The sequence below is a fragment of the Pantoea sp. Lu_F5_004 genome, assembly GCF_051136245.1.
Taxonomy (GTDB): domain Bacteria; phylum Pseudomonadota; class Gammaproteobacteria; order Enterobacterales; family Enterobacteriaceae; genus Pantoea; species Pantoea agglomerans.
Genome location: NZ_CP194946.1, coordinates 2,819,611 through 2,845,052 on the forward strand (window position 1 = coordinate 2,819,611; position 25,442 = coordinate 2,845,052).

The window sequence follows — 25,442 nt, forward strand, 5'->3', positions numbered from 1 at the left end:
GCGCGTTCAGGCTGCCCTCCTGCCGCTCTGCGGGAGGCTGGCAAGGCGTGCAGCGGAAATTATCTGCCTTAAAAGCGTAGCCTGGCGCAGCGGCGATGTAGCTGACTTTATCGCAAATTGATAACGATTTGAGATTATAAATTCATCTCATATAACCGAAATGAATTTACGTCTGGGCGTCTAAACGGCTATCCTCGGAAATCTGTTTTTATAATAAAAGACGCACAACATCATGTCCGACCTGACCTCTTCCGCCCACGTGGCAACAGCAGGGAGTTCGCCCGGTGGCGAAACACAGTGGATCCGCAGCGCAGCTGACGTCTCCCGATTAGTGAACAGTGGCGACAGCGCCCGTAATAATGCCCGTATTGTGGTGGCGATTGCGCTGGGGGGCGTCTTCCTTGACGCCTACGACCTGGGTGCGTTGGCCTTTGGCATCAAAGACATCACGCGCGAATTCAATCTCACCCCGACCGGCACCGGCATGGTCGCCTCGGCAATCACCTTCGGGGCCATTATCGGCGCACTGATCGGCGGCTATCTCACGGATAAAATTGGCCGTTATCGGGTGTTTATGGCCGATATGTTCTTTTTCGTGGTGGCGGCTATCGCCTGTGCGTTTGCCCCCAATGAGTATGTGCTGGCCGGCGCGCGTTTTGTGATGGGCCTGGGGGTCGGAATCGATCTGCCGGTGGCGATGGCGTTTCTGGCGGAGTTTTCCCGGCTGCGTGGCAAGGGAAATAAAGCGGCCAGCGTGGCGATGTGGTGCCCAACCTGGTATGCGGCGATCAGCATCTCTTATCTGCTGGTGCTGCTGCTCTATGCCGTGCTACCCGAAAGCCACACCGACTGGCTCTGGCGGCTGATCCTTGGTTTTGGTGCCGTTCCGGCGATTATCATCATCGCCATCCGTAGCCGTTACATGAGCGAATCCCCGGTTTGGGCGGCGAATCAGGGCGACCTGAAAGGTGCCGCAGCGATTTTACGCAGTGCGTGGAATATTAATGCCCAGGTGGCAGCCGACGCCGCGCTGACGCCTGCCACGCCGGTGCGCAAGGCGAGCTGGCGTAACTATGGTGCGCTGTTACAGGGTGTTTATCGCCGCCGTACCCTGCTGGCGACCATCACTTCCATTGCCTCATCCTTTGCTTATAACGCAGTGGCGTTTGGCTTGCCGGTGATCATCTCCAGCTTCTTTGCCCAGTCAATGCTTACCACCATTCTGGTGTCGCTGGCGCTGAATCTGCTGTTCGCCTTTGTCGGCGGGATACTGGCGGTGCGACTGGTGCCGCGCCTCGGGGCGTGGAAGATGTCGGTGGCGGGTTATGCCTGTCAGTGCGTGGCGCTGCTCGGGCTGGCGCTGATTGGTCGTCCGGAAGGCGGCCAGGAAGCCGCGCTGGCGATCGGCATGCTGGCGCTGTTCCTGTTTGGACAGGGATTCGGGCCTGGCTCCCATACTATGACTTTTGCGTCGCTGAGCTATCCGACGTCGCTGCGCGGCGTGGGTGTCGGCTTTAACCAGACGCTGATGCGCGGCAGTTCTACCGTTTCGCTGTTTCTGTTTCCGGTGCTGGTTGCGGCGCTGGGCACAGGCGTGTTCTGGGTGATCTTCCTGGCACCACTGGCGGGCCTGCTGGCGCTGCTGGCGATCCGCTGGGAACCGTCGGGTTATGATGTGGATGCGGAAGATTTCGAGCTGCAGCGATAATCAACGGCCAGGGCGTGGATAGCGCGCAGGCTCAGGGAGCAAAAGTCCTCCGCAAAGACGCATAAAATGCCCTCTAAGGCAATGCTCAGCGCGGGCGATTACACACCTCACTGTACGCCATTGACTTACCCTCCTTGCATGATAATATGATTCTACCCTACGCCAATGACGTACAGACATGTTATTCATTGAGACTCCTGTATTCACGGAAGATGTAAAGGAACTACTCAGCGATGATGAATATCGCGAGTTTCAACAATTCATGGCTGACAATCCAGGCTGGGGTGATGTTATCCAGAATACGGGTGGCCTGCGTAAAGTTCGTTGGGCGGCCAAAGGCAAAGGTAAGCGTGGCGGCGTTCGGGTGATTTACTATTACAAAGTCTCTGAATCACAAATCAGGCTGTTGCTGATTTATAAAAAAGGCGTCCAGGATGATTTATCCGAGGATGAAAAACATCTGTTAAGGGCGTTGAACGAGGGCTGGTAATGGACAAAAAACTGTTTGAGCGTTTGAAAGAAAGCATGACTCAGATGAATGAGATCGTCGAAGGCTCCCGAGCACCTGCCCGCGAAAGCACAGTCACTGCGGTTAAAGTCAAAGCTATCAGAAACGCTACTGGTCTTTCGCAAAGCGGGTTCGCTAAGCTGATTTCCGTGAATGTAGACACGCTAAAAAACTGGGAGCAGGGACGACGTGAGCCAACCGGCCCGGCTAAAGCTTTACTCCGGGCCATAGAACGCGATCCGCAGCATGTGATCCCAGCGCTTGCTGATAAATAATCATTGAAGAAACCGGCCTTTGTGCCGGTTAGCAGGGATAAAGAGCGGGAGCAAACGGGCTCATAACCCTGACGCATTGTTTACCCCGGCCCGGCTTCTCCGGCCAGCATTGAAACCGCACCTTAGTGCGGTTTTTTTATGCGGTAACTTGCGGGAAAGGAAACTGCTCCAGATAGTCCGGGATGCGCGGGAAGGTATGCAAAAACCACGGTGTGAACTGCTGTGGCTGCTGCTGCATCTGCTGCTCAATCAGCGCCATCGGGCGATAATCCCAGGCATCCGCTTCCTGCGGATTCAGCTGCGGCAGGCTGTCGCAGACGGCAAAGAAGACGTGACCATACTCATGTTCAGTCAGGCCATTGCTCAGCTTCAGGTTGTAGCTCAGCTCAAACACCGGCGTCAGCGTCACCACCATTCCCATCTCTTCACGCAGGCGGCGCTCGGCGGCGTCGCGGGTTGATTCATGAGGATAAGGATGACCACAGCAGGTATTACTCCACAAGCCACCACAATGATATTTATCGCTGGCACGCCGTTGTAGCAACAGCTCCTGCCGGGAATTGAAGACGTAGACCGTCACCGCGCGGTGCAGTAATCCTTTTTCATGCACTTCCAGCTTTTCCATCTTGCCGGTGGGACGATCGAGGTGGTCAACGAGGATAACTTCAATAGCAGACATGGCGTTTCCTTGAGATTATTCCCAACTATTCTGGCACAGAATTATCGGTTTGGGCGGATCATCAAGGATTTATTACCCGGGTCAGGCGGAGATAAGCGGATGAAGCAGGGAGAAAATCAGGCCAGCAAGGCTGGCCTGGAGAGGGATTACAGTCGGAAGCTCTGAACCACCCGCTCAAGCTGGGTGCTTTGCGATTCCATGGCCTGCGCGGCAGCAGAAACCTGCTCCACCAGCACGGCGTTCTGCTGCGTGGTGCCATCCAGCTGGGTAATCGCAACGTTAACCTGTTCGATGCCCAGGCTCTGTTCGCGGCTGGCTGACATGATTTCACTCATCAGCGTTGTCACACTGCTCACGCCCTTCATCAGCTCATCCATGGTCTGACCCGCCTGCTCGACCAGCGCGCTGCCGGTATCGATGTTCGCCACCGACTCTTCGATTAACTTTTTAATCTCACGCGCCGAGTTGGCTGAACGCTGTGCCAGGTTGCGCACTTCCGATGCCACCACCGCAAAACCGCGGCCCTGTTCACCGGCCCGTGCAGCTTCTACTGCGGCGTTCAGCGCCAGGATATTGGTCTGGAATGCGATGCTGTCGATCACGCTGATGATATCGACCACTTTACGGGATGAGTGATGAATCTCGCCCATGGTGGTCACCACCTGACGGACCACTTCGGTGCCACGTGCGGCCACCTGCGAGGCATCACCCGCCAGCTGGTTAGCGTGGGTAGCGTTGTCGGCGTTCTGACGCACGGTGCCGGTCAGTTGCTCCATCGACGCGGCCGTTTCCACAATCGAGCTGGCCTGATCTTCGGTACGGGAGGAGAGATTGGCGTTGCCGCTGGCAATTTCCCGCGACGCGGCGGTGATCGCCAGCGCGCTGTCGCCCACCTGCTGGAGCAGCCCCTGCAGATAGCTGATGAACTGGTTAAAGCTCTGCGCGACGGCGTTGAACTCCGGGCTGTTGCTGGCTGGCAGACGCTGAGTCAGATCGGCACCACCGGTCGACAGCGCTTCAATGTTGCTGTTCAGCACGTTGAGGCGTTTCATCATGGCGCGGACAAAGCCCAGCGACACCAGTAGCAGGATTACCGCCAGAGGGATCTGCACCAGACCCAGACGGGTAAGCATGTTGTGAGACTGCGCTTTAAGCAGGCTGGTTGGCAGGCTGCTGGCGAGATACCACGGGCTGCCTGGAATGGCCTGCACGAACAGCGTCTGCTCGCCTTCACTGCTGTCATAGGTGGTTTCCAGCGGCTGATTGCCAACACCGTTAAGCAGCGTTTTCAGCGGTGCTGCCATCGGCATCTGCACGTCAGCCAGGTTCTCCAGCTTCGGTGCTGCATTCACCAGCGCGCCATTGCCCACGACTTTACCATCGGCTTCAACGATCAGGACGTTGCCCTGAATGGTTTCACCCATCTGCTTCGCCAGCTGGTTAAAGAACCCCAGCGTCACATCGATGGTGGCGACACCCCAGGCCGTGCCGTTTTTGTAGATAGCCATAGCACAGTTGGTGCGCGGCTGCGGGCTGGCGGCATCCTGATAGGCTTTTGCCCAGGCACACTGGCCTTTCGGAGCGGCCATGCCATCTTTGTACCAGGGTTGCTCCCAGTATTTGTCAGCCGCGTCGGAGTTCCAGTAGGTGTTCACCTGCAGGTCATTGCTGGCATTACGGGCAAAGAAGCTGCTGTCCTTCTCTTTGGCCGGGTCACGACGGTTTGGCAGTGGCCAGATCCCGCCGCCAAACACATTGCTGTCCTGATACTGGTTAACCAGCGTCGGTAACAGGGTGTCGATGGTGGCGCTCTCCATAACGGATGCGGCTTCGGTAATGGCGCGCTGCTGGGCCTGAACGCGGTTCATCTGTTCAACGATACCGGAAGCCAGCGAATCCACCTGATAGCGAACCAGACGGCTTTCGCTATCGACCAGCTGTGGCGCGACAAACTGATTAATAACCCAGACTGTAACGAGTAAAAGCGCAACAAAGAACGCGATCATTGTTGCGGTGAAGCGGGATTGTGTTGTTTTAAACATCTTTGTTCCCCTGAACCTGGTGCGGCGCGATTGCCTGATCGGGTTTAACGGCACGGCAAACAGGAACTTGAGATGGGCAAGATCACATATTTGAGAAATGTTTGATTTATGTAAAAATTTAATTTCAGCGCGGAACTATCACATCCCCGGCGAGCGCCGGGGAATGGGCGAACAGGCGCATTATTGCTGGCCTACTCTTCTGAACTGACGACCTGCTGGCGCGGACGGAAGATGTGATTATTGCCATCCGCCGTTAACAATTCCCGTAACTTCTGACCGCCATGTTCATCCGCCTGGGCGAACTGCCGCTCCGCTTCCGTAATCGGCGTGGTCCAGAGCAGAGTCGGACGATCGCCGTCGCGTTTTGGCAACGAGAACTGCGCCTGTTCGGTTGCCAGCTCATTAGCCAGCAGGAAGCTTTCAAAGCCAACGGGTGCCACTTCCGACGCCAGCGTATGGCCCTCGCCCAGCCAGGTCAGCCGCGCCCACGGCAGATGCACGAACTCCGCCAGCGCGCTGGCCATCTGCACCGCGTTGCCTTCGGTCATAACTTCACCGTCAACCGCCATGCCCAGTTCAATGCGGCGATACTGCGGCGCCAGCTCATCAAACAGATAATCGACCTGCGGCATCGGCCGGATGCTCATGCCGATGGTCAGGAAATACCAGACGCCCTGATGCCAGTGCTGGGAGATCGCCATCGGCGGCCAGCTGCCCTGATCGATAGCGTAATATTTCACTGACTCGCCAAAGCGCGCCTGATAGCAGGCCATCAGATCGTTCTGCACCTTATCCCACTCGCTGCCGTCGTGCCATTCGCGCCAGAACTGACGCTGATGCTCTGCACGGGCGTAGTAGTCATTGGTTGATGCCGATCCCAGCGGTGCCGTCAGCCGGTTCTTTTTGATGCAGCCCGCGGAGAAGCTCACCTGCTTCTCCTGATAGAGACTCCAGCCGGGGATCACCGCCAGTAGCTGGCCGTAGTACCACAGCGCCGCGCCATCATCGCTCGGCTCCCATAGCACCTGCAGACCGGCTGGATCCAGCGCGGGTTCCGCTTCCAGATTACGGCAATACTCGGCGCTGAGCAGCGGCGCTATGCCCTGCTCCATCGCCTCGCGATCTTCCTGCGCCGGTGCCGGCAGCAGGTTTCGTAGCCAGCAGCCGCGCACCGCATACTGGCTGCGGAACAGATCGGTTGGCCAGATGTAAAAATAGGCAGTGCGCTCATCCTGTTCGACAATGGCGGTCAGGGTGCGCTGCTGATTGTGGACTTCAGCAATCAGGGATTTGTACGTCATAGTGCCTCGACAAAGCCTGGAGGAATCCATTTTCCCCGAGAATAGAGCAGGATCCTGGCTGCGGCTATCTGAGACAAGGGTAATAGTCTCAAAGTGTGGGAGTTGGAGGGGTGGTGAGGGTTTTTGGTGAAGTGCTGCGCTTTGGAATTGTGGCCGTTGTAGGTCTCAAAGGCCGCTATGAGCGAGGAGCGGACGTTGTGTAAGATTAAAGCTGTAAGAAAATACAGACCTATAGGCCGATTCAGGCTGCAATTTATGTTTATATAAATATCAAGAATTAGTATTTAAGCTTTTTTAAGGGGGGTACGTGCGCATTCGACCATCATCTCGACTGATCATTGTTTCGCCTGATAATCGCGTCCTGCTCTTTAGGTTCTGTCATAAAGATGGAGCTCTGAGAGGAAAAACATACTGGGCAACACCGGGTGGAGGGCTTGAAAAAAATGAATCTTTTGAGCAGGCCGCTATACGCGAATTATTTGAAGAAACGGGTTTGATAAGGACATTAACAGGACCACAGATAGCGTCCCAAAACTTCACAATGATGCTACCCAGTGGGGAGACTGTACTTGCTGAAGAGCGTTTCTTTATGATTGATGCAAATACAGTTGAGCTCGACCGCTCAGGGTGGAGTAGCAATGAACAGGAAGTCATACGCGATTATCATTGGTGGACAATTGAAGAGCTCATACACACCAATGAGACAATTTTTCCACGCGATTTAATCATTAACATACTTGAAAGGGAGTAAGCCGGACCTTCAACATTAACTGCAACATGATACCCTGAACATCCGCTTATGGCACAAAGCGGACTGAAGTCAGGTTAACGTCTGCTATGAGCGAGGAGCGGATGACTAGCTTGCAGCAAGACGGGGCCAGGATTTATTGGGGTTATATCCACTGCTTTTTTGGGTTATAACGCGATATCCGATGAGTTCAGCAAATGTCCTTCCGTTGATGTTTAAGTATAATGATAATGTTTATCAACAAAAGGATATTGTTATGTATGGGTTTATGATGATTCTGGCTGTTCTTGTACTCAATGCATGTACTACTTATTCACCTGTTAAAGTTGAACAACCAAAGCCCATTCGACAAGATCGACCCGTTTACCCATACTATGCGGCTAAGAACCGGATAGAAGGTATGGTTAAGTTTAACTTTGACGTTGATGCAGAAGGCAGGGTAAGTCAGATGAGAATTGTCGAGTCTACGCCAGACCACTTGTTCGATAATGCTGTAATAACAGCCGTATCAAAATGGCGTTTTGAAAAGAGCAAACCTGCCAGGAATCTTCCCATGACTGTAAAATTAAAAGTGCAAAAATAGATTTACTTTTAAGGCTGTATAAATGAAAATTAATGACTGTAATTCAGGATGTTATTATGGCTGAATGTTGTACTTCTAAATATTAACATAAATTATTATCCGATATCCGCTTCTGGCACAAGGTGGACGGTCGGCACTAAAGGTCCGCTTTGAGCGAAAAACGGACATTCGCAGTTTTTCTACATTAAATAGAGTTGTAACGCAGTCGTGTATTAATCAAAAGTAAGCAGATCAATCCGCGACTTTAATTATGCTTAATTATCTAATAAAGGCTTACGTATATCTTCACCAGGTTCCGGCTTCAGCCTGTCGGGAGGTATTTTACACAGTAACTGAGCTATCATGCCGATAATTGATTGGGGCGGGAAATTCTCCCATTGCCCAATATCAGGTTTTGCGTAAATGATATCGCCTTCGGCATAAGGTTTAGTAAACAGAGTCCATCCCATGACGGAACGTTGATTTTGATCACAATTAATAACATTGATTGTTCGTGAGCTGTTTGCGTAAACGGGAGGATGAGAACTAATACGCTTCGTTTCTTTATAATTATTGATCATATAAAATCTGCGCAAATGATTGTTACCTTGATACATTGAAACTATCCGCAGGTCCGCATAGGAAATGGCATGATTATCTGTCAATACTTTAATCAAGCCTGCAGGTTTTTTTGCGGGTGTATCAGGTGATGATGTATTTTTCAAAGCACACCCTGATAGTAAAAAAAACATAATACATAGTAGAATTTTCATATTACTTTTTTCCCTTTAAATCAGGTCTAAACTCTGCAAGCATATCAGGCGTGACATAGCCTTGAATTGAGCAAAGTAATAACGAACCATTCTTATCTTTGCTCAGAATCAAAAGCTTCTCAGTGCTTTCTTTGGCGGGGGCAATACCACTAACAGCTTGATTATTGATTTTCCAGTTGCTGTCAGGCCCTTCTTTTATCATTGCCTGAGAAATAAAGTCATCGCCTGTTTTTACCCACTTCAGATGGTTAAGTGCGTTCATCACTTCTTGAGGCGAATTTTGCATAATCATGCCCCAGTAATAAAATTTCCCGTCATTGATCTCGTCGAGATCGCTGGTTTGAAGATAATAGCCTGAAATCGTCAGATTTAGTTCTTTCAAAGGCTGGGCGAACCATATTCTGCCATTACCATCGGCTGGCCCTTTGAACCATGCCAGATGATGCTCGCCTATAGCGAGAGGAACCAAACCGTTAAGTTTGCTTTCCTGGTGATAGATTTCTTGGAAAAAACTCGCGTCGCAACGTGAAAGGCTTTTCGTCAATGTGCTGGCCTGAACAGAAGATACTGCGCATCCCATACTAAGTATCATGCCGGTTATATATAAAATTTTACGCACGTTATATCCTTATTTAGAAAAAACACTTTCAGTATCGGCACGAGTTGATGAAACTTTATAGTTTCCATTAAATGTCTTTCATGTTAATTTTGTTAGTGCAATAACAGTAAGTCTGGATCGTCATTGTCAGGCTGTGACCTGCTCATGGTAAACTAACTTACCATGATGCAAGCAACGGCCGCCCCTGGCACATAGCGGACTGTGTATAGGCTAATGTCCGCTATGTGCGAAAAGCGGACTTTGTAGTCTGATAAATTCAAGAACATCCCATATGGCATTCCGAAAATAAAAGATGCAATTGACTGGCGTTAGCAGGTAACGAAAGACTGAACCTTATCAGTCTACTATTGTATTTTCGAAACCTTAGCTTTAGCCCATTTAACCGCATCATCAGCAAAGTATTGATTACCAGTTAAATAGTCAACTACAAGTCCTCCTGCAAGACTTGCAATACAGGATGCTGTCGCTAAGGCAGAGATCCACTCAAGTTCATATCTGCCTGTTGATAAAACAATTGCTAAATCCGGAACGAAGGTAGCATTTAACTCATTAAGTTCATCATCATCCACTTCATGTACATAATACTCGAAGCCTGAAATCGAACCATTAACAGGACAAGGTAAGAAGCCGCTGAACGTTAAAGGATCAAATTCGTCGTCCAGTACGCAGGGAAACCCTGCATGAATGATTGAATCCCTGAGGAGATAAGTAGGAGGGAATTTTTTTTTAGCTATGTAAATACCGATATCGCGTGACAACTCTCACTCCTTCTTAGTCAAGTTCTGTCTTTTAACAATACATTGAAAACCAGATAATCAGCATCGTTATGTCCACTTTTGGCACAAAGTGGACGTTGGTATCTACTTCAATCAGCCTATTGTACCTAACTCCGACAAATTGGCTGCCTTAACAAAGCACGTATCCAGGTGCAGATATCAACTACTCCAGTTGCGTAATCTTTTATGGGCTACAGCAATCCACCTTTTTACCCGTGAACATCTCACCCCACCCTTCCCATCCGCACCATTGCCCGATACCAGGCACCACGCTGAATCGACCACCTTAATCCCACCGCAATCGCATTAATCTTCCGGTCAATAATCGCCTGCTGAAAGCGGCCAATTTCCGTACCGGACATTGCCTGCGCCCAGGCTGGCATCAGCCCGAATCCCGACTTCAGCATGATTTTCATCACCGGTTTTGCCTGCCAGCTGGGTGCAGGGGCATTCATCAGCAATCGCGTTACTTCGGCAGTGCGCTGATCAAAGCGCAGCTCTGAACGCATCTGTTGCAGGTAATCCGCGACGTCGACGACGCTTTTCGGTACCTTCTCCGCCCCCAGCGCTTCGGCAATCTGCGCCGCTTCCTGATAGTACTGATCCTGCCCGGCGCGGCTGAGGTGTGGATTTTTGTAGCGCAGATGGGCGGCCAGAAAACGGCTGGTCTCCGCCACATGCACCCAGGTCAGCAGATGCGGATCGCTGGCGGCATAGGGTTTGCCTTCGCTGTCAACGCCACTGACTTTCAGGTGAATGCGTTTCACCCGGTCAATCAGCGTCTGTGCATCCTGCGAATTACCGTAGGTGGTCACCGCGATAAACTGACTGGTGCGCCGCAGGCGGCCCATCATATCTTCACGGAAATTGGAGTGATCCCAGACGCCCGCCAGCGCCGCCGGATGCAGCATCTGCAACAGCAGCGCGCTGATCCCGCCACACATCATGGAGGTGAAGTCACCGTGGACGCGCCAGATCACGCTGTCCGGCCCAAACAGGCCAGGATCGCCAGGCGGTTGAGAGAGATCAAATTCATTCATCGACAGGCCGTTAAGGCGGAATACCTGCTGCTGAATGCGGTCACGCAGATTAATCATGGCGGCTCTGATAGTGGATATGACGCGGCGCGCCGTAGCAGGACGCTAACGACACGCCGCATCACCTTCCCCTGACGTCAGGGGAAAGGCTGACGGTTATAAATAGTTGAACTGCCCATCCTCGGTACGAACGGAATCGAGTCCAATCATCACGTTGAATTTGCCGGGCTCTGCAACATGCTGCATCTGCTGGTTCCAGAACTTCAGCGCATCCACGTCGATTTTAAAGGTCACGGTTTGCGACTCGCCTGCTTTCAGCATGATGCGCTTAAAGCCACGCAGCTCCTGCACCGGACGGCTGATGGAAGCGACCGGATCGTTTAGGTACATCTGCACCACCGTCGCGCCATCGCGTTTACCGCTGTTGGTCACCGTTACGCTGGCTTCAATGCTGCCGTTAAGCGGCATGGTCGGTGAGGACATTTTTACCGGCGACACGGTGAAAGTGGTATAGCTCAGGCCGTAACCAAACGGATAGAGCGGACCGTTAGCCGCGTCGTAGTAGTGCGACGTGTATTTGTTCGGCTTAGCAAAGTTGTAAGGACGACCGGTTGGCAGATGGTTGTAGTAGATCGGAATCTGACCTACTGAACGCGGGAAGGAAACCGGCAGTTTGCCCGACGGGTTGTAATCGCCGAACAGCACATCGGCGATGGCGTTGCCGCCTTCAGTGCCGCTGAACCAGGTTTCCAGCATCGCATCGGCCATCCGATCTTCATTCACCACTGACAGCGGGCGTCCGTTCATCAGCACAATCACCAGCGGTTTACCGGTGGCTTTCAGTGCCGCTAACAGCTTCTGCTGGCTCGGCGGGATCACCAGGTCGCTGCGGCTGGAGGCTTCGTGCGCCATACCCTGCGCTTCACCCACGGCGGCAACCACCACATCGGCCTGCTTCGCTTTGGCGACCGCGTCATCAATCAACTGCTGCGGTGAACGCGTATCCACGGAAACCGCCTGCTCATAGAGGTTCAGGAAGTCCTGAATCCCTTTATTGTCGGTGACGTTGGCGCCCTTCTCATAGAGCAGCGTAGCCTTGCCTTCGGTGGCATTGCGCATGCCCTGCAGCAGCGAAACGGATTGCTTCGCCACGCCAGCTGCGGACCAGCTGCCCATAATGTCGCGCTGACTGTCTGCCAGCGGACCAATCAGGGCAATGGTGCCCGATTTTTTCAGCGGCAGCGTTTCCAGGCGGTTTTTCAGCAACACGATGCTTTTACGCGCGACGTCGCGCGCTTCAGCCCGATGCAGACGGCTTTCCGCATTGGTGTCCTGCGGATCGCTCTCTTTCGGACCTAAATGGCTGTAGGGATCGTTAAACAGGCCCATGTCATATTTGACGTTGAGCACATGGCGCGCCGCATCATCAATCTCCGCCATGGTGACGTCGCCGCTCTTCACCAGAGCGGGCAGATACTTGCTGTAATATTCGTCGCTCATGCTCATATCGACGCCCGACTTCAGGGCGATGCGTACCGCTTCCTGCGGATCGCTGGCGACGCCATGTTTGATCAGCTCTTTGATTGCGCCGTGGTCGCTGATGGTGATGCCTTTGAACTTCCACTTATCGCGCAGCAGATCTTTCAGCAACCAGCTGTCCGCCGTGGCGGGCACGCCATTGATCGAGTTCAGCGCCACCATCACGCCGCCGCTACCCGCATCCAGTGAAGCTTTGTATGGCGGCAGATAGTCCTGGAACATGCGCTGCGGGCTCATATCCACGGTGTTGTAATCGCGTCCGCCTTCAACTGCGCCATAGAGCGCGAAGTGCTTCACACTGGTCATCACGCTGTAGCGATCGGCAGCACTTTTGCCCTGCATCGACTGCACCATGCTGCGTCCCATTTCGCTGGTGAGATACGTATCCTCACCGAAACCTTCGGAGCCACGGCCCCAGCGCGGTTCACGGCTGACATCCACCATCGGCGCCCAGGTCATGTTCAGGCCATCGTCGGCCGCTTCATAGGCAGAGACGCGCCCCACCTCTTTCACCGCATCCAGATCCCAGCTTGACGCCAGGGCTAAAGGAATCGGGAAAATGGTGCGCTGACCATGAATAACGTCGTAGGCGAAAAACAGCGGGATCTTCAGGCGGCTGAGCTGCATCGCCTGATCCTGCATCGCGCGAATATCCTGACGGGTTACGGTATTAAAAATCGCGCCAACCTGACTCTTCTGAATCATGTCGCGAATCACTTCTTTCGGATTATCAGGTCCGACGCTGATTAAACGCAGCTGGCCGATCTTCTCGTCCAGCGTCATTTTTTTAAGCAGTTGGTTGACGAAGGCATCCCGCGCCTGTTCGGTCATCGGGTGGTTACCTGGCACTGTCTCAGCCAATGCCGGTTGCATCGCAAGGGAGACAGCGAGACTAACAGAGTAAATCCATTTCATCAGGTTGGGTTCTCTTAAGTAACTGCGCAATATCGAATTAACAGGCGGCAGTGTGCCACAAGATGAGAATAGCAGGTAGCTGCCGCTGTCACACTGCGTTGAGGTGAGTTGACGTGCTACAGTTAGGACGCACTGATAAGACAAGGGAATTGCTCATGATACAAACCTCTGCCCTGCTTTCTGACCTGCGCCGCCTGGTCGGCCCTACCCATCTGCTGACTGAACCTGAACAGACCGCGCGCTATCGCAAAGGCTTTCGCTCCGGCGAAGGCGAGGCGCTGGCGGTGGCGTTTCCCGGTACGCTGCTGGAGCTCTGGCGGGTACTGCAAACGCTGGTAAATGCCGATGTCATTATCCTGATGCAGGCGGCGAATACCGGCCTGACCGAGGGCTCGACGCCGCATGGCGACGATTATGATCGTCCGCTGGTGATTGTCAGTACCCTGCGGCTGGATAAGCTTCAGCTGATCGACGAAGGCCAGCAGGTGCTGGCGTTCCCCGGCAGCACACTCTATCAGCTGGAAAAAGCACTGAAGCCGCTGGGGCGTGAACCCCACTCGGTGATTGGCTCCTCCTGTATTGGTGCCTCGGTGCTCGGCGGCATCTGTAATAACTCCGGCGGATCGCTGATCAAGCGCGGACCGGCCTACAGTGAAATGGCGCTGTTTGCCCAGATTGATGCGCAGGGAAAACTGAAGCTGGTGAACCATCTCGGTATCGATCTTGGGGCGTCACCGGAAGAGATTCTGGGGCGGCTGGATGATGACCGCTGGCAGCCCAAAGATGTGCAGCACGATGGCCGTCACGCCTCCGATCATGAATATGCCGACCGGGTTCGTGAAGTGGATGCGGATACGCCCGCCCGCTATAACGCCGATGCGCGTCGCCTGTTTGAAGCCTCCGGTTGTGCCGGGAAGCTGGCGGTCTTCGCGGTGCGACTTGATACCTTCGCCAGCGAACCGCAGCAGCAGGTGTTTTACATCGGCACCAACGAGCCCGGCGTTCTCAGCGATATCCGCCGTCACATGCTGGCGCATTTCACCCATCTGCCTGTGGCGGGCGAATATATGCACCGCGACATCTATGACATTGCGGAAGTCTACGGCAAAGATACCTTCCTGATGATCGACAAGCTGGGCACCGACAAGATGCCGCTGTTTTTCACGCTGAAGGGGCGGGTTGATGCCTGGCTGAGCAAACTCTCCTTCGTTAAACCGCACTTCAGCGATCGCCTGTTGCAGCGCCTGAGTAAACTGTTTCCGGCGCATCTGCCGAAACGCATGAAGCAGTATCGCGATAAATATGAACATCATCTGATGCTGAAGATGTCTGGCGACGGCGTGGCGGAAGCGCGTAACTATCTGCGTGACTACTTCCGCGAAGGCGGTGGCGAATTCTTCGAGTGTGAAGGCAAAGAAGGTGCGCACGCCTTTCTGCATCGCTTTGCAGCGGCGGGTGCGGCGGTGCGCTACCACGCGGTGCATTCTGATGAGGTCGAGGACATTCTGGCGCTGGATATCGCCCTGCGTCGTAACGATGCGGACTGGTTCGAAACCCTGCCCGATGAGATCCGCGCCTCGCTGAGCCATCGTCTCTACTATGGCCACTTCTTCTGTCATGTGTTTCATCAGGATTACATCGTCAGAAAAGGCGTCGATGTGCATGCGCTCAAAGCGCAGATGCTGGAGATCCTTCAGGCGCGGGGCGCGGAATATCCCGCTGAACATAATGTAGGGCATCTCTATCAGGCCAAACCGCAGCTGGCGGCGTTCTATCGCCAGCTGGATCCCACCAACAGCTTCAATCCTGGGATTGGCAAAACCAGTAAGCAAAAGGGATGGGCAGTGAAGCAGGTTTAATCGCCTTATCGGTCAGCCTGCTTATCTGAGCAGGCTGATTTTCACACTACCGGGAAGCCCGTTCACACCGCCAGCCTCCCGTTGCAGCGGCCCTGCAAATGACTAACATCTTTATCAAATAATTAATTCCCCTTCCCATATCGCACCTGCTTTATTTTATCTCATCGGGTTATGCGCAATAGTTCACAAAAAATTCTGCCACCAATTGATATTTCGCGTCGCGAAAAATAGATTGTCGCCATAAAAAAATTCATAGCAAGCATCTTAATTGCATTCAGGGAAGAATGATCATGCGAAAAATTAATTACGCGTTAGCGTTAATTGAAATAGCCACCGCATTAATAGCGTTAACTGCAATAAGTTCATCACCGGCCTACGCCAGCGGATTTATTGAGGACTCATCGCTGAAAGGTAATGTTTTTTACTGGCAGCGTCAGCGAGATCGCAGAGACACCGATCCCGCCAGTGAATATCAGGGACAGTATCGGGCTAATTTACATCATGCCTCGCTCAACAGTAATCTCGACTATCAGTCAGGCTATGCCGGAGAGTGGATTGGTCTGGACCTCGCCATTTTCGGTGCTGCTGAGCTTTCCAGCAGCGGCCCCGCCGCACCCAATGAAATTGGATTCAGTAAGGCGCGTACCCGCTGGGATGAAAAGTGGAATGGCGACAGCGGCGGTGCTTCTGTTTATAAAGCCGCACTGAAAGTAAAATATAACGATTACTGGTTGCGCGCCGGTTATATTCAGCCAACCGGCCAGACAATTATTGCGCCACACTGGAGTTTCTTACCCGGAACCTATCGCGGCATCGAAGTCGGTGCGCTGTATGATTTCCAGCAGGCCGGTGCATTATCACTCTCCTGGATGTGGAGCGACAAATATAAAGCGCCCTGGTATCGTGATTTATATAATTTCCGCCAGGCTGATAGCAAAACATCTGTCAGCTACCTGCATTCGTTCGGCATGAAATATGACTTCAGGAATAACCTGGTGCTTGAGGGCGCATTTGGCCAGGCGGCGGATTATATGGATCAATATTTTGCCAAAGCCTCGTGGTCAGCCACGCCCGGTGGCAATGCACTTAACACCAGCTATCAGTTTTACGGCGCACACGACAAAGTAGCGGGCGGTGCCGCTAATCCGCGTGATGTCTATGACGGCCTGGCCTGGTTACAGGCGATCACGGTCGGCTATACCGTCGGCCCGGTTGATCTGCGACTCGAAGGCAGCTGGGTCAAAGCAGAGGGGAATCAGGGCTTCTTCCTGCAGCGCATGACGCCAGGCTACGCCAGTTCCAATGGACGACTGGATATCTGGTGGGATGCCCGCTCCGACTGGAACGCCAATGGCGAAAAAGCGATCTTTGCCGGGGCGATGCTCGACTTAACGCCGTGGCAACTGGCGGGATGGAAAGTGGGCGCATCGTACGTCTGGGGCTGGGATGCCAGACCCGCCACGCTGCCCACCGTTGACCAGAGCCAGCGGCTGAAAGAGTCCGCCTGGAACCTTGATCTGATCTATCAAATCCAGCAGGGCCGCGCCAAAGATACCCTGTTTAAACTGCATTACACCCGCTACGACAATCACAGCAATCTGCCCAGTTACAGCGGCGGTTACGGCAACATTTTTCAGGACGAGAAGGACATCAAATTTATGGTTATCGTGCCGTTTACGCTGTTCTGACGCCCTGCAGACTCCCGGATATCTCTTCAGCAGCAAGGATGAATCAATATGTTTAAGTTAAGCCTTATCGCGCTCACTCTGCTGGGCGCTGCAGCCACAGGCCACGCCAGCTCGTCAGCGCAGCAGGTGGTGAATCAGATCAGCCAGTTTGGCGTCACTTATCAGGTGAACGATAATCAGGCCGCCCTTCATGGCACCGACTGCGCCGCGCTGGGTGCCGACTATGCCGCCTGCAATCGCGCCACCATTACCCTGACCAATAACGGCCCTGCCCTGACCGATAAACACTGGGCAATCTACATGAGCAACGTCCACCAGACGCTGCGGGTCGATAACGAACAGTTCAAAATGACCCATCTGGTCGGCGACCTGACCCGGCTGGAGCCGACTGAGAAGTTCACCGGCATTGGCGCGGGCGAATCGGTGCAGATTCCGATCGTTAACGAATACTGGCAGCTGTTTGTCACGGATGTGATGCCGCGCTGGTATGTGACATCCGGGCAGGCCACCCCCAAAATTATTGCCAGCACCGATCATGAAGATCCCAGCCAGTTTGTATTGCCGTTGGGGGATAACTGGCGACGCAGTGCCGATGACCGGAATATCCTGATGCAACCCGCCAGCCGGTTTGATAAAAACAGCGATGTTGCCACCCTGCCCGCTTCCGCGCTGCGCGGTCAAATCACACCCACGCCGCTTGAGGTGAAACTGCGTCCGCAGGATGCCGATCTCAGCCGTGGCGTCAGTCTGTCTCTGACCGGGCTGACCCGCGAAACCGGTGAGGCGGTAAAGCAGCGTCTGGCCCTGCTTGGCCTGAAAGAAGCGCCTGATGGATTTGCCATCAGGACACAGATCAAACCGGGTCACTTCAGCGGCAAACAGGCTAAACCGGGCGCATACGATCTGGATATCACCCCTCGCCGTGCCATCGTGGTGGGCTACGATGCTGCCGGTGCGTTCTATGGTCTGATGTCGATTCTCTCGCTGATCCCTACAGAAGGCGCGCCGCATATTGCCACCCTGGAAGCCCATGACTCGCCCCGCTTTGCCTATCGCGGCGCGTTTCTCGACGTTGCCCGTAACTTTCACAGTAAACAGGCGGTCATGCGGCTGCTTGATCAGATGGCGGCCTGGAAGATGAACCGCTTCCACTTTCACCTCAGTGACGATGAGGGCTGGCGGATTGAGATTCCTGGCTTACCGGAACTGACTGACGTGGGGGCTAAGCGCTGCCATGACCTGAGCGAACAGCGCTGCCTGCTGCCGCAACTCGGTTCCGGTCCGTTCAGCGATAACAACGGCAGCGGCTATTTCAGCCGTGCCGACTACATCGAGATTGTGAAGTATGCGCAGGCCCGTCACATCCAGGTGATCCCGGAAATTGATATGCCCGCCCATGCCCGTGCCGCCGTCATCGCCATGGAAGCGCGCTATCAGCGGCTGATGAAGGAGGGAGAAGCTGAACAGGCCAGTGCGTATCGCCTGATCGATCCCACTGACGACTCCAATACCACCTCGGTCCAGCTCTATGACCGCACCAGCTATCTCAATCCCTGCATTACGGGTTCTCAGCGGTTTGTCGATAAAGTGATCGGTGAGGTTCAGGCAATGCACCGGGAAGCGGGACAGCCGCTCGGCGTCTGGCATTTTGGCGGTGATGAAGCGAAGAATATCCGGCTGGGTGCTGGCTACTCGGATAAACGCGACCCTAAATCGGGCACCGGTCTGCGCGACTGGAGTAAAGAAGATCTGCCGTGGGCGAAATCGCAGGTTTGTCAGGCGCTGGTGAAGAGCGGCAAAGTGGACGATCTGGCGCACCTGCCGAGCTACTTTGCCCTGACCGTCAGTGACATTGTTAACCGGCACGGTATTGGCAAAATGCAGGCCTGGCAGGATGGTTTAAAACATGCCAAAGATTCAGCAGCCTTTGCCACACCGCGCGTCGCGGTCAACTTCTGGGACACCCTCTACTGGGGCGGTTTTGACACAGCCAGTGACTGGTCACAGAAAGGCTACGACGTGGTGATCTCCAGCCCCGACTATCTCTATCTGGATTTTCCGTATGAAGTTAACCCGCTGGAGCGCGGCTATTACTGGGGCACGCGCTTCAACGACGAGCGCAAAATCTTTGGCTTCGCGCCGGACAACCTGCCGCAGAATGCTGAAACCTCGGTGGATCGCGACGGCAACTTTTTCAGCGCCAAATCAGAGAAGCCCTGGAGCGGTGCTTACGGCATTTCGGCCCAGCTGTGGAGCGAAACGGTGCGCACTGACGCTCAAATGGAGCACATGATCTACCCTCGCCTGTTTTCGGTAGCGGAACGAAGCTGGCACCGCGCCAGCTGGGAGCAGGATTACAAGGCGGGTCAGGAGTATGCGGGGGATAAAACCCATCTCGTCGATCAGCAGGCGCGCCTGAATGACTGGCAGCGATTTGCCAATCTGCTGGGACAGCGGGAACTGGCGAAGCTGGATAAGGCGGGCATCGATTATCGCCTGCCGGTGCCGGGAGCCAGAATCGTTGATGGCATCCTGTCGATGAATGTGGCCTTACCGGGCGTTACGCTGGAGTACAGTCTGGACAAGGGCACAAACTGGCAGCGCTACGATGCTACCAGACCACCGCAGGTCAGCGGTGCGGTGGCAATCCGCTCGGTGAGCCGCGACGGGCAGCACACCAGCCGCGTTGAATCTCTGTAGAAAGCGAAGTGTGAACGGGCTGAGAAGCCAGCGTTTGAATATGAAAAAGGCCGACAGAAGTCAGCCCTTTGATTGCTGCCAATCCTGAAGCAGGGTGAATCTGGCAGCAATAAAGAAACTTAATGCGCTGGGAACACGGTCAGAAGAGGAAAGCGTCCCACGCCAGGGATGGCGTGGGCCGAGCATGTCATGGATGACAGCTTTTGCGTCTTTCCGATCTGACCGTGTTCCCTGTGCCAGCTCGATTACACAGCTAACCGGGCTACACTGTATTTACCATCAGAGCCGACAGAAGTCGGCCTTTACACACCTAAACCAGCTTCTCTTCGGGGACCGGCTCCGCACCCGCCATCTGCTGACGGCGCTCGATAATCATGGTCTGCGGTGTGGAGAGCAGAATGCCCTCTTTACGCAGACGCGTCAGAATATCGAACAGCAGGTCGCTCTTCGCCCCTGCGATCTGGCGCTGACCCGCCACGTTCCCGGTGACGCTCAGTATAATTCCCTGTTGAGTCAGATCTTTAAACGAAACGGATGGCTCTGGCGTCTCCAGAATGCGTTCATTTTCGTTGTAGACCTCCAGCAGGATATCGCGCACTTTTGCCGGATCGATGTCGAGCGGGAAAGTCAGCGTAATCGTGACCACCCCCTGCGCATTACCCATGGTGGCATTGCGCACGTTCTGCGAGATAAACTGCGAGTTCGGCACAATCACCGTAGATTTATCGCCCAGCTGGATCTCGGTGGCGCGCACGTTAATCCGGCGGATATCCCCTTCGATACCGCTGATGCTCACCAGATCGCCAACTTTCACTGGCCGCTCGGTCAACAGAATCAGCCCCGAAATAAAGTTCTTCACAATCTCCTGTAAGCCAAAACCGATACCAACCGACAAGGCACTGACGATCCAGGCCAGCTTATTCCACTGCAGACCCATGATCGACAACGTCAGCAGGATGACCAGTACATAACCGATGTTGCTGAACAGCGTCACCAGCGACACCCGCATGCCCACATCCATGGTGGTTTTCGGCAGAAAATCGGTATCGAGCCAGCGGCGCACCGTTCGCAGCACATAGATGCCGACGATCAGGCAGATTATCGCATTCACCATGTGCGCCGGGACGATATTCAGGGATTCAAGTCCTTTACCGCCCCAGAACTCAATCACTTTTTGCAGCAGCTCAATCGGCGTTGAAGAGGCAAAGGTCCCGTTAACCAGCGCCAGCGCCACAACCAGCACCAGGAAGGTTTTACCGATGGCCGTCAGCAGCGTAGCCGTTTGCTGCAGATGACGCTCATTGATGTTAAGCGAACTCTGAATACGGCGACCGGTTGCATTACTGGTCGAGAACAGGCTCTCACAGCCATCGTTGAGCAGATGACTGAGGAAGTAGAACGAACCAAACAGCAGGCCGCACCAGATCACTTCATAACTCAGGAAGCGCGCCAGCGTGACGTAACCGATGAGCAGCGACACCAGAATGGCGATGCCGGTCAGCGTCAGGCCCATCTGGATCAATCCGACCAGCGTGGAACGGGCCTCCGGTGGTGTGCCCGCCTGGGTCATACGGCGACGAACCCGGTTGGTGCGCATGCTGATCGCCAGCGCGGTAGTACCAATCAGCAGTGCCGTCAGCCCGTTGGCAAAAATAGTGGTATTCAGGCTGGTGCCGACGCTGTAGTTAAACGCCTCGACCGTCTGGAAGATAAAGACCAGCACGGCGGTAATCGGTGGAAACGGTTTTAACGCCATCGCCACTTCATTAGAGATGGTCGGTAAACGCCAGCTGGGGCGACGGGTAGAGAGGAAAGCGCGTCCCAGTCCGGCAATCAGGCCACAAAAGACACTGAGCCGAACCAGTTGATCCACAAAGTCCTGAACGTTTTCAGAAACCTCATCACGGCGGGTAAAGGCCAGGGCGATAAAGTTAAAGGTGAGGACGACGGCCACCAGGGTGGTCAGGGCTATCGCTGCCGCCAGGAAACTGCGGCGCAGCTTCCCTTCCGGCAGTTTGTGAATGCTGATCCAGGCCAGAAACTCTTCGCTGTAACGACGGCCAGCCGTCATCACCAGCATGGCAGCCAGCAGCCAGAAAACACTGCCCACGCGCCAGCCCGGCTCCCATGAGAGTGCCGCGGTGTCCTGCAACTCCTGCAGGAATTCACCGATTTTCTCGCCATCCAGATCCTGACTATTGAGCAGTGGTGACCAGAAGCGCGGCCCCAGAATGGTGCCGGAGTTCAGCGCCAGCTGGCTTTTCAGCTGATCGCGGCGCAGGTTAACAATCTGCGAGGAGAGCATCAGCGCGCCATTTTTAATGCCTTCGGCCTGTTTAATCTGATCGTCGAGTTTGCTTTTCTGACTCTCCAGCGCGTTACGCTTGCGCGTCACTTCCGACGTCTCTTTTACGCCGCTGTCGGCTTTAGGTGCCGGCCCCAGAACCTGCAACTGGGCGTCCAGTTGCTGGCGATCGGGGAGCAGCGCCTGGCCCAGCGTGTCGGCACTGCCTGAGAGCTCAAGCGCCATTTCATTCAGCTGAGTGAGCTTGTTTTCGCCAGCATCAACGGAGACCTGACTTTTGATTTTATCGAGGATCTTCTGCATTTTCGGCAGTTCAACCGCAGCATTCAGCTTCGGCGGAGCATCCTGTTCCTGAGCAGCACTGGCCTTATCATCCGCGGCCAGCGTCAGCGCCGGGGCAAATGCCACCAGCGCCAGCATTAACAATGCAAAAAAGGATCGTAGCTTAAACATATGAGTAAGATTCCGGCAGCTTAAATCAGGCGATCGTCCCTCGCCAGTCGCGCGTAGTGTAGGGCTTTGCAAGGGATGGCAATATAGGAATAACGGGCATTTTTCGGGCTAATTCGGCACAGACAGAGACGTAAAAATCGCTGTACGCCTCTGCCTGCATCATCCCGGATACCCGCTCAGCCTGCAGGTAATGCCAGTGTCCGCAGCGCGTAACACCGGCCATTTTCTACTCAACGTCGGCGCTGCTGGCCCCATTACTGGCAACCTGGCCCGATTTCTGTTTTTTATACGCCAGCGCGGCGGCCGGCACCGGAGCCGCTTTACCGGTCTCAATCCAGCTGCGCAGACGGTTTGCATCGGCGAAGTGGGTATATTTGCCAAAGGCATCCAGCACTACCAGCGCCACCGGGCGATTATTAATCATGGTGCGCATCACCAGGCAGTGACCCGCCTCATCGGTGTAACCGGTTTTAGTCAGCTGAATATGCCAGTCATTTTTATAGACCAGATGGTTGGTGTTGCGGAACGGCAGCACATAGCTCGGATGGGCAAAAACCGCCGTCTCCTCTTTAGTGGTGCTGAGCGCGCCAAGCAGCGGATATTCCCGCGTTGCTTTGAGTAATTTAACCAGATCCTGCGCGCTGGAGACGTTTTGCGTCGACAGGCCGGTTGGCTCCACGTAGCGGGTCTGTTTCATGCCCAGTGACCGCGCTTTCGCGTTCATCGCCCGGATAAAGGCGTTATAGCCGCCCGGATAAGCATGAGCCAGGCTGGCGGCGGCGCGGTTTTCCGAGGACATCAGCGCCAGCAACAGCATATTCCGGCGGCTAATCTGGCTATTGAGCTTAACGCGTGAGAAGACACCCCGCATTTCCGGCGTCTGGCTGACATCGACAGTTATCATCTCGTTCATCGGCAGATGCGCATCCAGCACCACCATAGCGGTCATCAGCTTGGTGATGGAGGCAATGGGCCTGACCCGATCAGGGTGGCTGGAAAACAGCACTTTATTGGTCGTGAGATCGACAATCATCGCACTGCCAGAGGCGATCTGCGGCTGAGCAATAGGCGCCAGTTGCGACAGCGACGTCGTCGCCTGCGCCGGAAGTGAAACAATCTGCCCTGAAACGAGCAGCGCCAGCGAAAGCAGGGTGGAACGAATTTTTGCAGGCATCGTAGAAAAAACCCGGTTATGAATATGTACTGTGTCAGACCGACACAGGCCGCCCGCTTCAGTGAGGTCGGAGCGCGGGCTGGCGGCGATATCATACCCGTAAGGTTAAGAAATTTCCTGGTGAGAGTGTTTCCGGGCGTAAAAAGAGAACTGCCGCCAGAGCGGCGGCAGCGGTCGGTCAGAACAGATGCGGTCCATATCCCCACAGCACCACGGTTAATGCCAGTAACACTTCAAATACCAGCACGCCGATGGCCAGCGTTGAACCGGAAAAGCGCAGACTCTCTTCGCGGTCGATATTAAGAAACAGTGGAATGCCGATATAGAGCAGATAACCGGTGTAGAGCAGCGCCAGCGCGCCCGCCAGTACGCAGAGCCAGACCAGCGGATAGAGCGCCACCAGCCCGCTGAGAAACAGCGGCGTAGCCACATAGCCCGCAAACACCGTACAGCGCTGTACGCCGGGGCGCTGCGGATAATCACGTGCCATCCAGTGAATCACGCGTCCCATTACTGCGACGCCACCCAGAATAATCAGATAGAACAGAATGCCAAGCCCAATCCCGGTTAACAGGTTGAGTTGCACATATTGCCCCTCGCCCAGATTCCAGCCCAGCTGAGTTGTGCCAATAAAGGCGCAGATCACCGGAATCGCCGCCATCAGCAGAACATGGTGGGTGTAATGGTGCGATACGCTCTCATTCTCTTGCTTGATATGACGCATTTCCTGATTCGGATGCGCCAGCAGACCCCAGACATGATTCATAGATTCACTCCTCTGATGCAGTGGGCCGCCCGATGATGCATCCGTCTTTGGGGGCAGCGTCCTCTCAAGTATAAACGGCAGCGAAACTTTCGTGGTGACCGGACAAAAAAACAGCATAAATAAACGGACCCGTGAGGCACGGGCGGAAGCGAAGCCAAATCGCGTATAGACTGGAAGAAACAGTCACTGAACAGGGAGGGTCATTTTGCATCTGGATATCAACGCATTAATTACGCAGTACGGTTATCTGGCACTTTTTATTGGCTGTATCGCCGAGGGGGAAACATTTACGTTGCTGGGCGGCGTCGCCGCGCATGAGGGGCTGCTGCATTACGTGGGTGTGGTGCTGGCCGCCATGGGTGGCGGTATTGTCGGCGATCAACTGCTCTACTGGGTCGGTCGCCGCTGGGGCACGCAGATCCTGCGCCGCTTTAAAAAGCATCAGGATAAAGTGGTCAAGGCGAACCGCCTGATTAAACGCCGTCCCAGCCTGTTTGTGATTGGCGTGCGCTTTATGTATGGCTTTCGACTGATTGGCCCAATCATCATCGGGGCCAGCCGCCTCAATCCGATGAAGTTTTTTATTCTTAACGTCATCGGGGCGGCCATCTGGGCGCTGATCTTTGTCACCCTGGGCTATTTCGCGGGCGGCATCATCGCGCCGTGGCTGCATAAACTCGACCAACATCTGAAGCATCTGCTGTGGCTGGTCGGCGCAGTGGTATTCGCCTTTGCGCTGCGCTGGGTAATCCGCCGCTGGCACAACCGTCGTGCCGACCAGGAATAAATGAACCACGGGTTCGCCAGCAGACGCCACCGGCTATGAGAGAGAGCTGACCGGTGGCACAGGTCGCCGACGCTGAGCAGCGCCAGGCGACCCTGCTGGCGATTTCCCATGTCTCACCCGCCCTCACCCCTTCCCTGCCTCATTCAACCGTACGTTAACCATCTGTGCCCAAACGAAGCCGCATCAGATGGCTCAGCTATAGTTAGGATGGACACTGACAGGGAGATG

General features: G+C 54.4%; 20 protein-coding genes. 9 read left to right on the forward strand and 11 right to left on the reverse strand.

What is annotated here, in order from left to right; genetic code table 11:
- Window positions 1-232: 232 nt before the first annotated feature.
- The 3 genes from ACR8BN_RS13100 (at window position 233) to nadS (ending at window position 2,491) form a co-directional block, all read left to right on the forward strand.
- The gene (locus tag ACR8BN_RS13100; protein WP_115764543.1) at window positions 233-1,708 is read left to right on the forward strand and encodes an MFS transporter; all 1,476 of its coding nucleotides are present in this window, start codon (window positions 233-235) and stop codon (window positions 1,706-1,708) included.
- Between the two features lie 178 nt (window positions 1,709-1,886).
- Window positions 1,887-2,198, forward strand: coding sequence for a type II toxin-antitoxin system RelE/ParE family toxin (locus ACR8BN_RS13105; protein ID WP_010669712.1), 312 nt, complete (start codon window positions 1,887-1,889; stop codon window positions 2,196-2,198).
- The gene (gene nadS / locus ACR8BN_RS13110; protein WP_010669711.1) at window positions 2,198-2,491 is read left to right on the forward strand and encodes a NadS family protein; all 294 of its coding nucleotides are present in this window, start codon (window positions 2,198-2,200) and stop codon (window positions 2,489-2,491) included. Before ACR8BN_RS13105 ends, nadS begins: the two co-directional genes overlap by 1 nt.
- 136 nt (window positions 2,492-2,627) lie before the next feature.
- Here nadS and idi read toward each other — a convergent pair whose 3' ends face one another.
- From idi to ACR8BN_RS13125, 3 genes are all read right to left on the reverse strand, one after another.
- Window positions 2,628-3,170, reverse strand: a complete 543-nt coding sequence (gene idi / locus ACR8BN_RS13115) for an isopentenyl-diphosphate Delta-isomerase (RefSeq protein ID WP_010254245.1) — start codon at window positions 3,168-3,170, stop codon at window positions 2,628-2,630.
- Between the two features lie 146 nt (window positions 3,171-3,316).
- Window positions 3,317-5,212, reverse strand: coding sequence for a methyl-accepting chemotaxis protein (locus ACR8BN_RS13120; protein WP_039387674.1), 1,896 nt, complete (start codon window positions 5,210-5,212; stop codon window positions 3,317-3,319).
- A 191-nt stretch (window positions 5,213-5,403) separates the two neighbouring features.
- Window positions 5,404-6,513, reverse strand: coding sequence for a suppressor of fused domain protein (locus ACR8BN_RS13125; RefSeq protein WP_022625997.1), 1,110 nt, complete (start codon window positions 6,511-6,513; stop codon window positions 5,404-5,406).
- A gap of 307 nt (window positions 6,514-6,820) precedes the next feature.
- Here ACR8BN_RS13125 and ACR8BN_RS13130 point away from each other — a divergent pair, with 307 nt between their 5' ends.
- Window positions 6,821-7,264 (forward strand): NUDIX hydrolase, encoded by a 444-nt coding sequence (locus tag ACR8BN_RS13130; RefSeq protein ID WP_031292560.1) that lies wholly within the window; start codon window positions 6,821-6,823, stop codon window positions 7,262-7,264.
- Window positions 7,265-7,445: 181 nt separating this feature from the next.
- A complete protein-coding gene (locus ACR8BN_RS13135) occupies window positions 7,446-7,844 on the forward strand; it encodes a TonB family protein (RefSeq protein WP_434747004.1) in 399 nt (132 codons plus the stop codon).
- A gap of 254 nt (window positions 7,845-8,098) precedes the next feature.
- On the opposite strand, the gene ACR8BN_RS13140 is transcribed toward ACR8BN_RS13135, so the two are convergent.
- The 5 genes from ACR8BN_RS13140 to bglX all read right to left on the reverse strand — a co-directional run bounded on the left by ACR8BN_RS13140 (window position 8,099) and on the right by bglX (window position 13,482).
- Complete coding sequence (locus ACR8BN_RS13140; RefSeq protein WP_434747005.1) at window positions 8,099-8,596, reverse strand: surface-adhesin E family protein; 498 nt, start codon at window positions 8,594-8,596, stop codon at window positions 8,099-8,101.
- A gap of 1 nt (window position 8,597) precedes the next feature.
- Window positions 8,598-9,215, reverse strand: a complete 618-nt coding sequence (locus ACR8BN_RS13145; protein ID WP_434747006.1) for a hypothetical protein — start codon at window positions 9,213-9,215, stop codon at window positions 8,598-8,600.
- Window positions 9,216-9,559: 344 nt separating this feature from the next.
- Window positions 9,560-9,973, reverse strand: a complete 414-nt coding sequence (locus tag ACR8BN_RS13150; protein ID WP_434747007.1) for a hypothetical protein — start codon at window positions 9,971-9,973, stop codon at window positions 9,560-9,562.
- Window positions 9,974-10,215: 242 nt separating this feature from the next.
- Window positions 10,216-11,088 (reverse strand): oxygenase MpaB family protein, encoded by an 873-nt coding sequence (locus ACR8BN_RS13155; protein WP_134160359.1) that lies wholly within the window; start codon window positions 11,086-11,088, stop codon window positions 10,216-10,218.
- A 96-nt stretch (window positions 11,089-11,184) separates the two neighbouring features.
- The gene (bglX, locus tag ACR8BN_RS13160) at window positions 11,185-13,482 is read right to left on the reverse strand and encodes a beta-glucosidase BglX (RefSeq protein WP_434747008.1); all 2,298 of its coding nucleotides are present in this window, start codon (window positions 13,480-13,482) and stop codon (window positions 11,185-11,187) included.
- 155 nt (window positions 13,483-13,637) lie between these two features.
- Here bglX and dld point away from each other — a divergent pair, with 155 nt between their 5' ends.
- The 3 genes from dld (at window position 13,638) to ACR8BN_RS13175 (ending at window position 19,729) form a co-directional block, all read left to right on the forward strand.
- Window positions 13,638-15,341, forward strand: a complete 1,704-nt coding sequence (dld, locus tag ACR8BN_RS13165; protein ID WP_115758539.1) for a D-lactate dehydrogenase — start codon at window positions 13,638-13,640, stop codon at window positions 15,339-15,341.
- A gap of 290 nt (window positions 15,342-15,631) precedes the next feature.
- A complete protein-coding gene (gene chiP, locus ACR8BN_RS13170) occupies window positions 15,632-17,029 on the forward strand; it encodes a chitoporin ChiP (protein ID WP_208443125.1) in 1,398 nt (465 codons plus the stop codon).
- Between the two features lie 48 nt (window positions 17,030-17,077).
- Complete coding sequence (locus ACR8BN_RS13175; RefSeq protein ID WP_434747009.1) at window positions 17,078-19,729, forward strand: beta-N-acetylhexosaminidase; 2,652 nt, start codon at window positions 17,078-17,080, stop codon at window positions 19,727-19,729.
- A gap of 310 nt (window positions 19,730-20,039) precedes the next feature.
- Here ACR8BN_RS13175 and ACR8BN_RS13180 read toward each other — a convergent pair whose 3' ends face one another.
- The 3 genes from ACR8BN_RS13180 to ACR8BN_RS13190 all read right to left on the reverse strand — a co-directional run bounded on the left by ACR8BN_RS13180 (window position 20,040) and on the right by ACR8BN_RS13190 (window position 24,427).
- Window positions 20,040-22,487: a DUF3772 domain-containing protein gene (locus ACR8BN_RS13180; protein ID WP_031591695.1), complete on the reverse strand. Its 2,448-nt coding sequence runs from the start codon at window positions 22,485-22,487 to the stop codon at window positions 20,040-20,042.
- A gap of 226 nt (window positions 22,488-22,713) precedes the next feature.
- Window positions 22,714-23,661, reverse strand: coding sequence for a D-alanyl-D-alanine endopeptidase (pbpG, locus tag ACR8BN_RS13185; RefSeq protein WP_434747010.1), 948 nt, complete (start codon window positions 23,659-23,661; stop codon window positions 22,714-22,716).
- A 178-nt stretch (window positions 23,662-23,839) separates the two neighbouring features.
- Window positions 23,840-24,427, reverse strand: coding sequence for a Yip1 family protein (locus tag ACR8BN_RS13190; RefSeq protein WP_010260296.1), 588 nt, complete (start codon window positions 24,425-24,427; stop codon window positions 23,840-23,842).
- 205 nt (window positions 24,428-24,632) lie between these two features.
- Here ACR8BN_RS13190 and ACR8BN_RS13195 point away from each other — a divergent pair, with 205 nt between their 5' ends.
- Window positions 24,633-25,214 carry a DedA family protein gene (locus ACR8BN_RS13195; protein ID WP_010260294.1) on the forward strand — a complete coding sequence of 194 codons (582 nt, stop codon included), beginning with the start codon at window positions 24,633-24,635 and terminating at the stop codon, window positions 25,212-25,214.
- The last annotated feature ends 228 nt before the right edge of the window (window positions 25,215-25,442 follow it).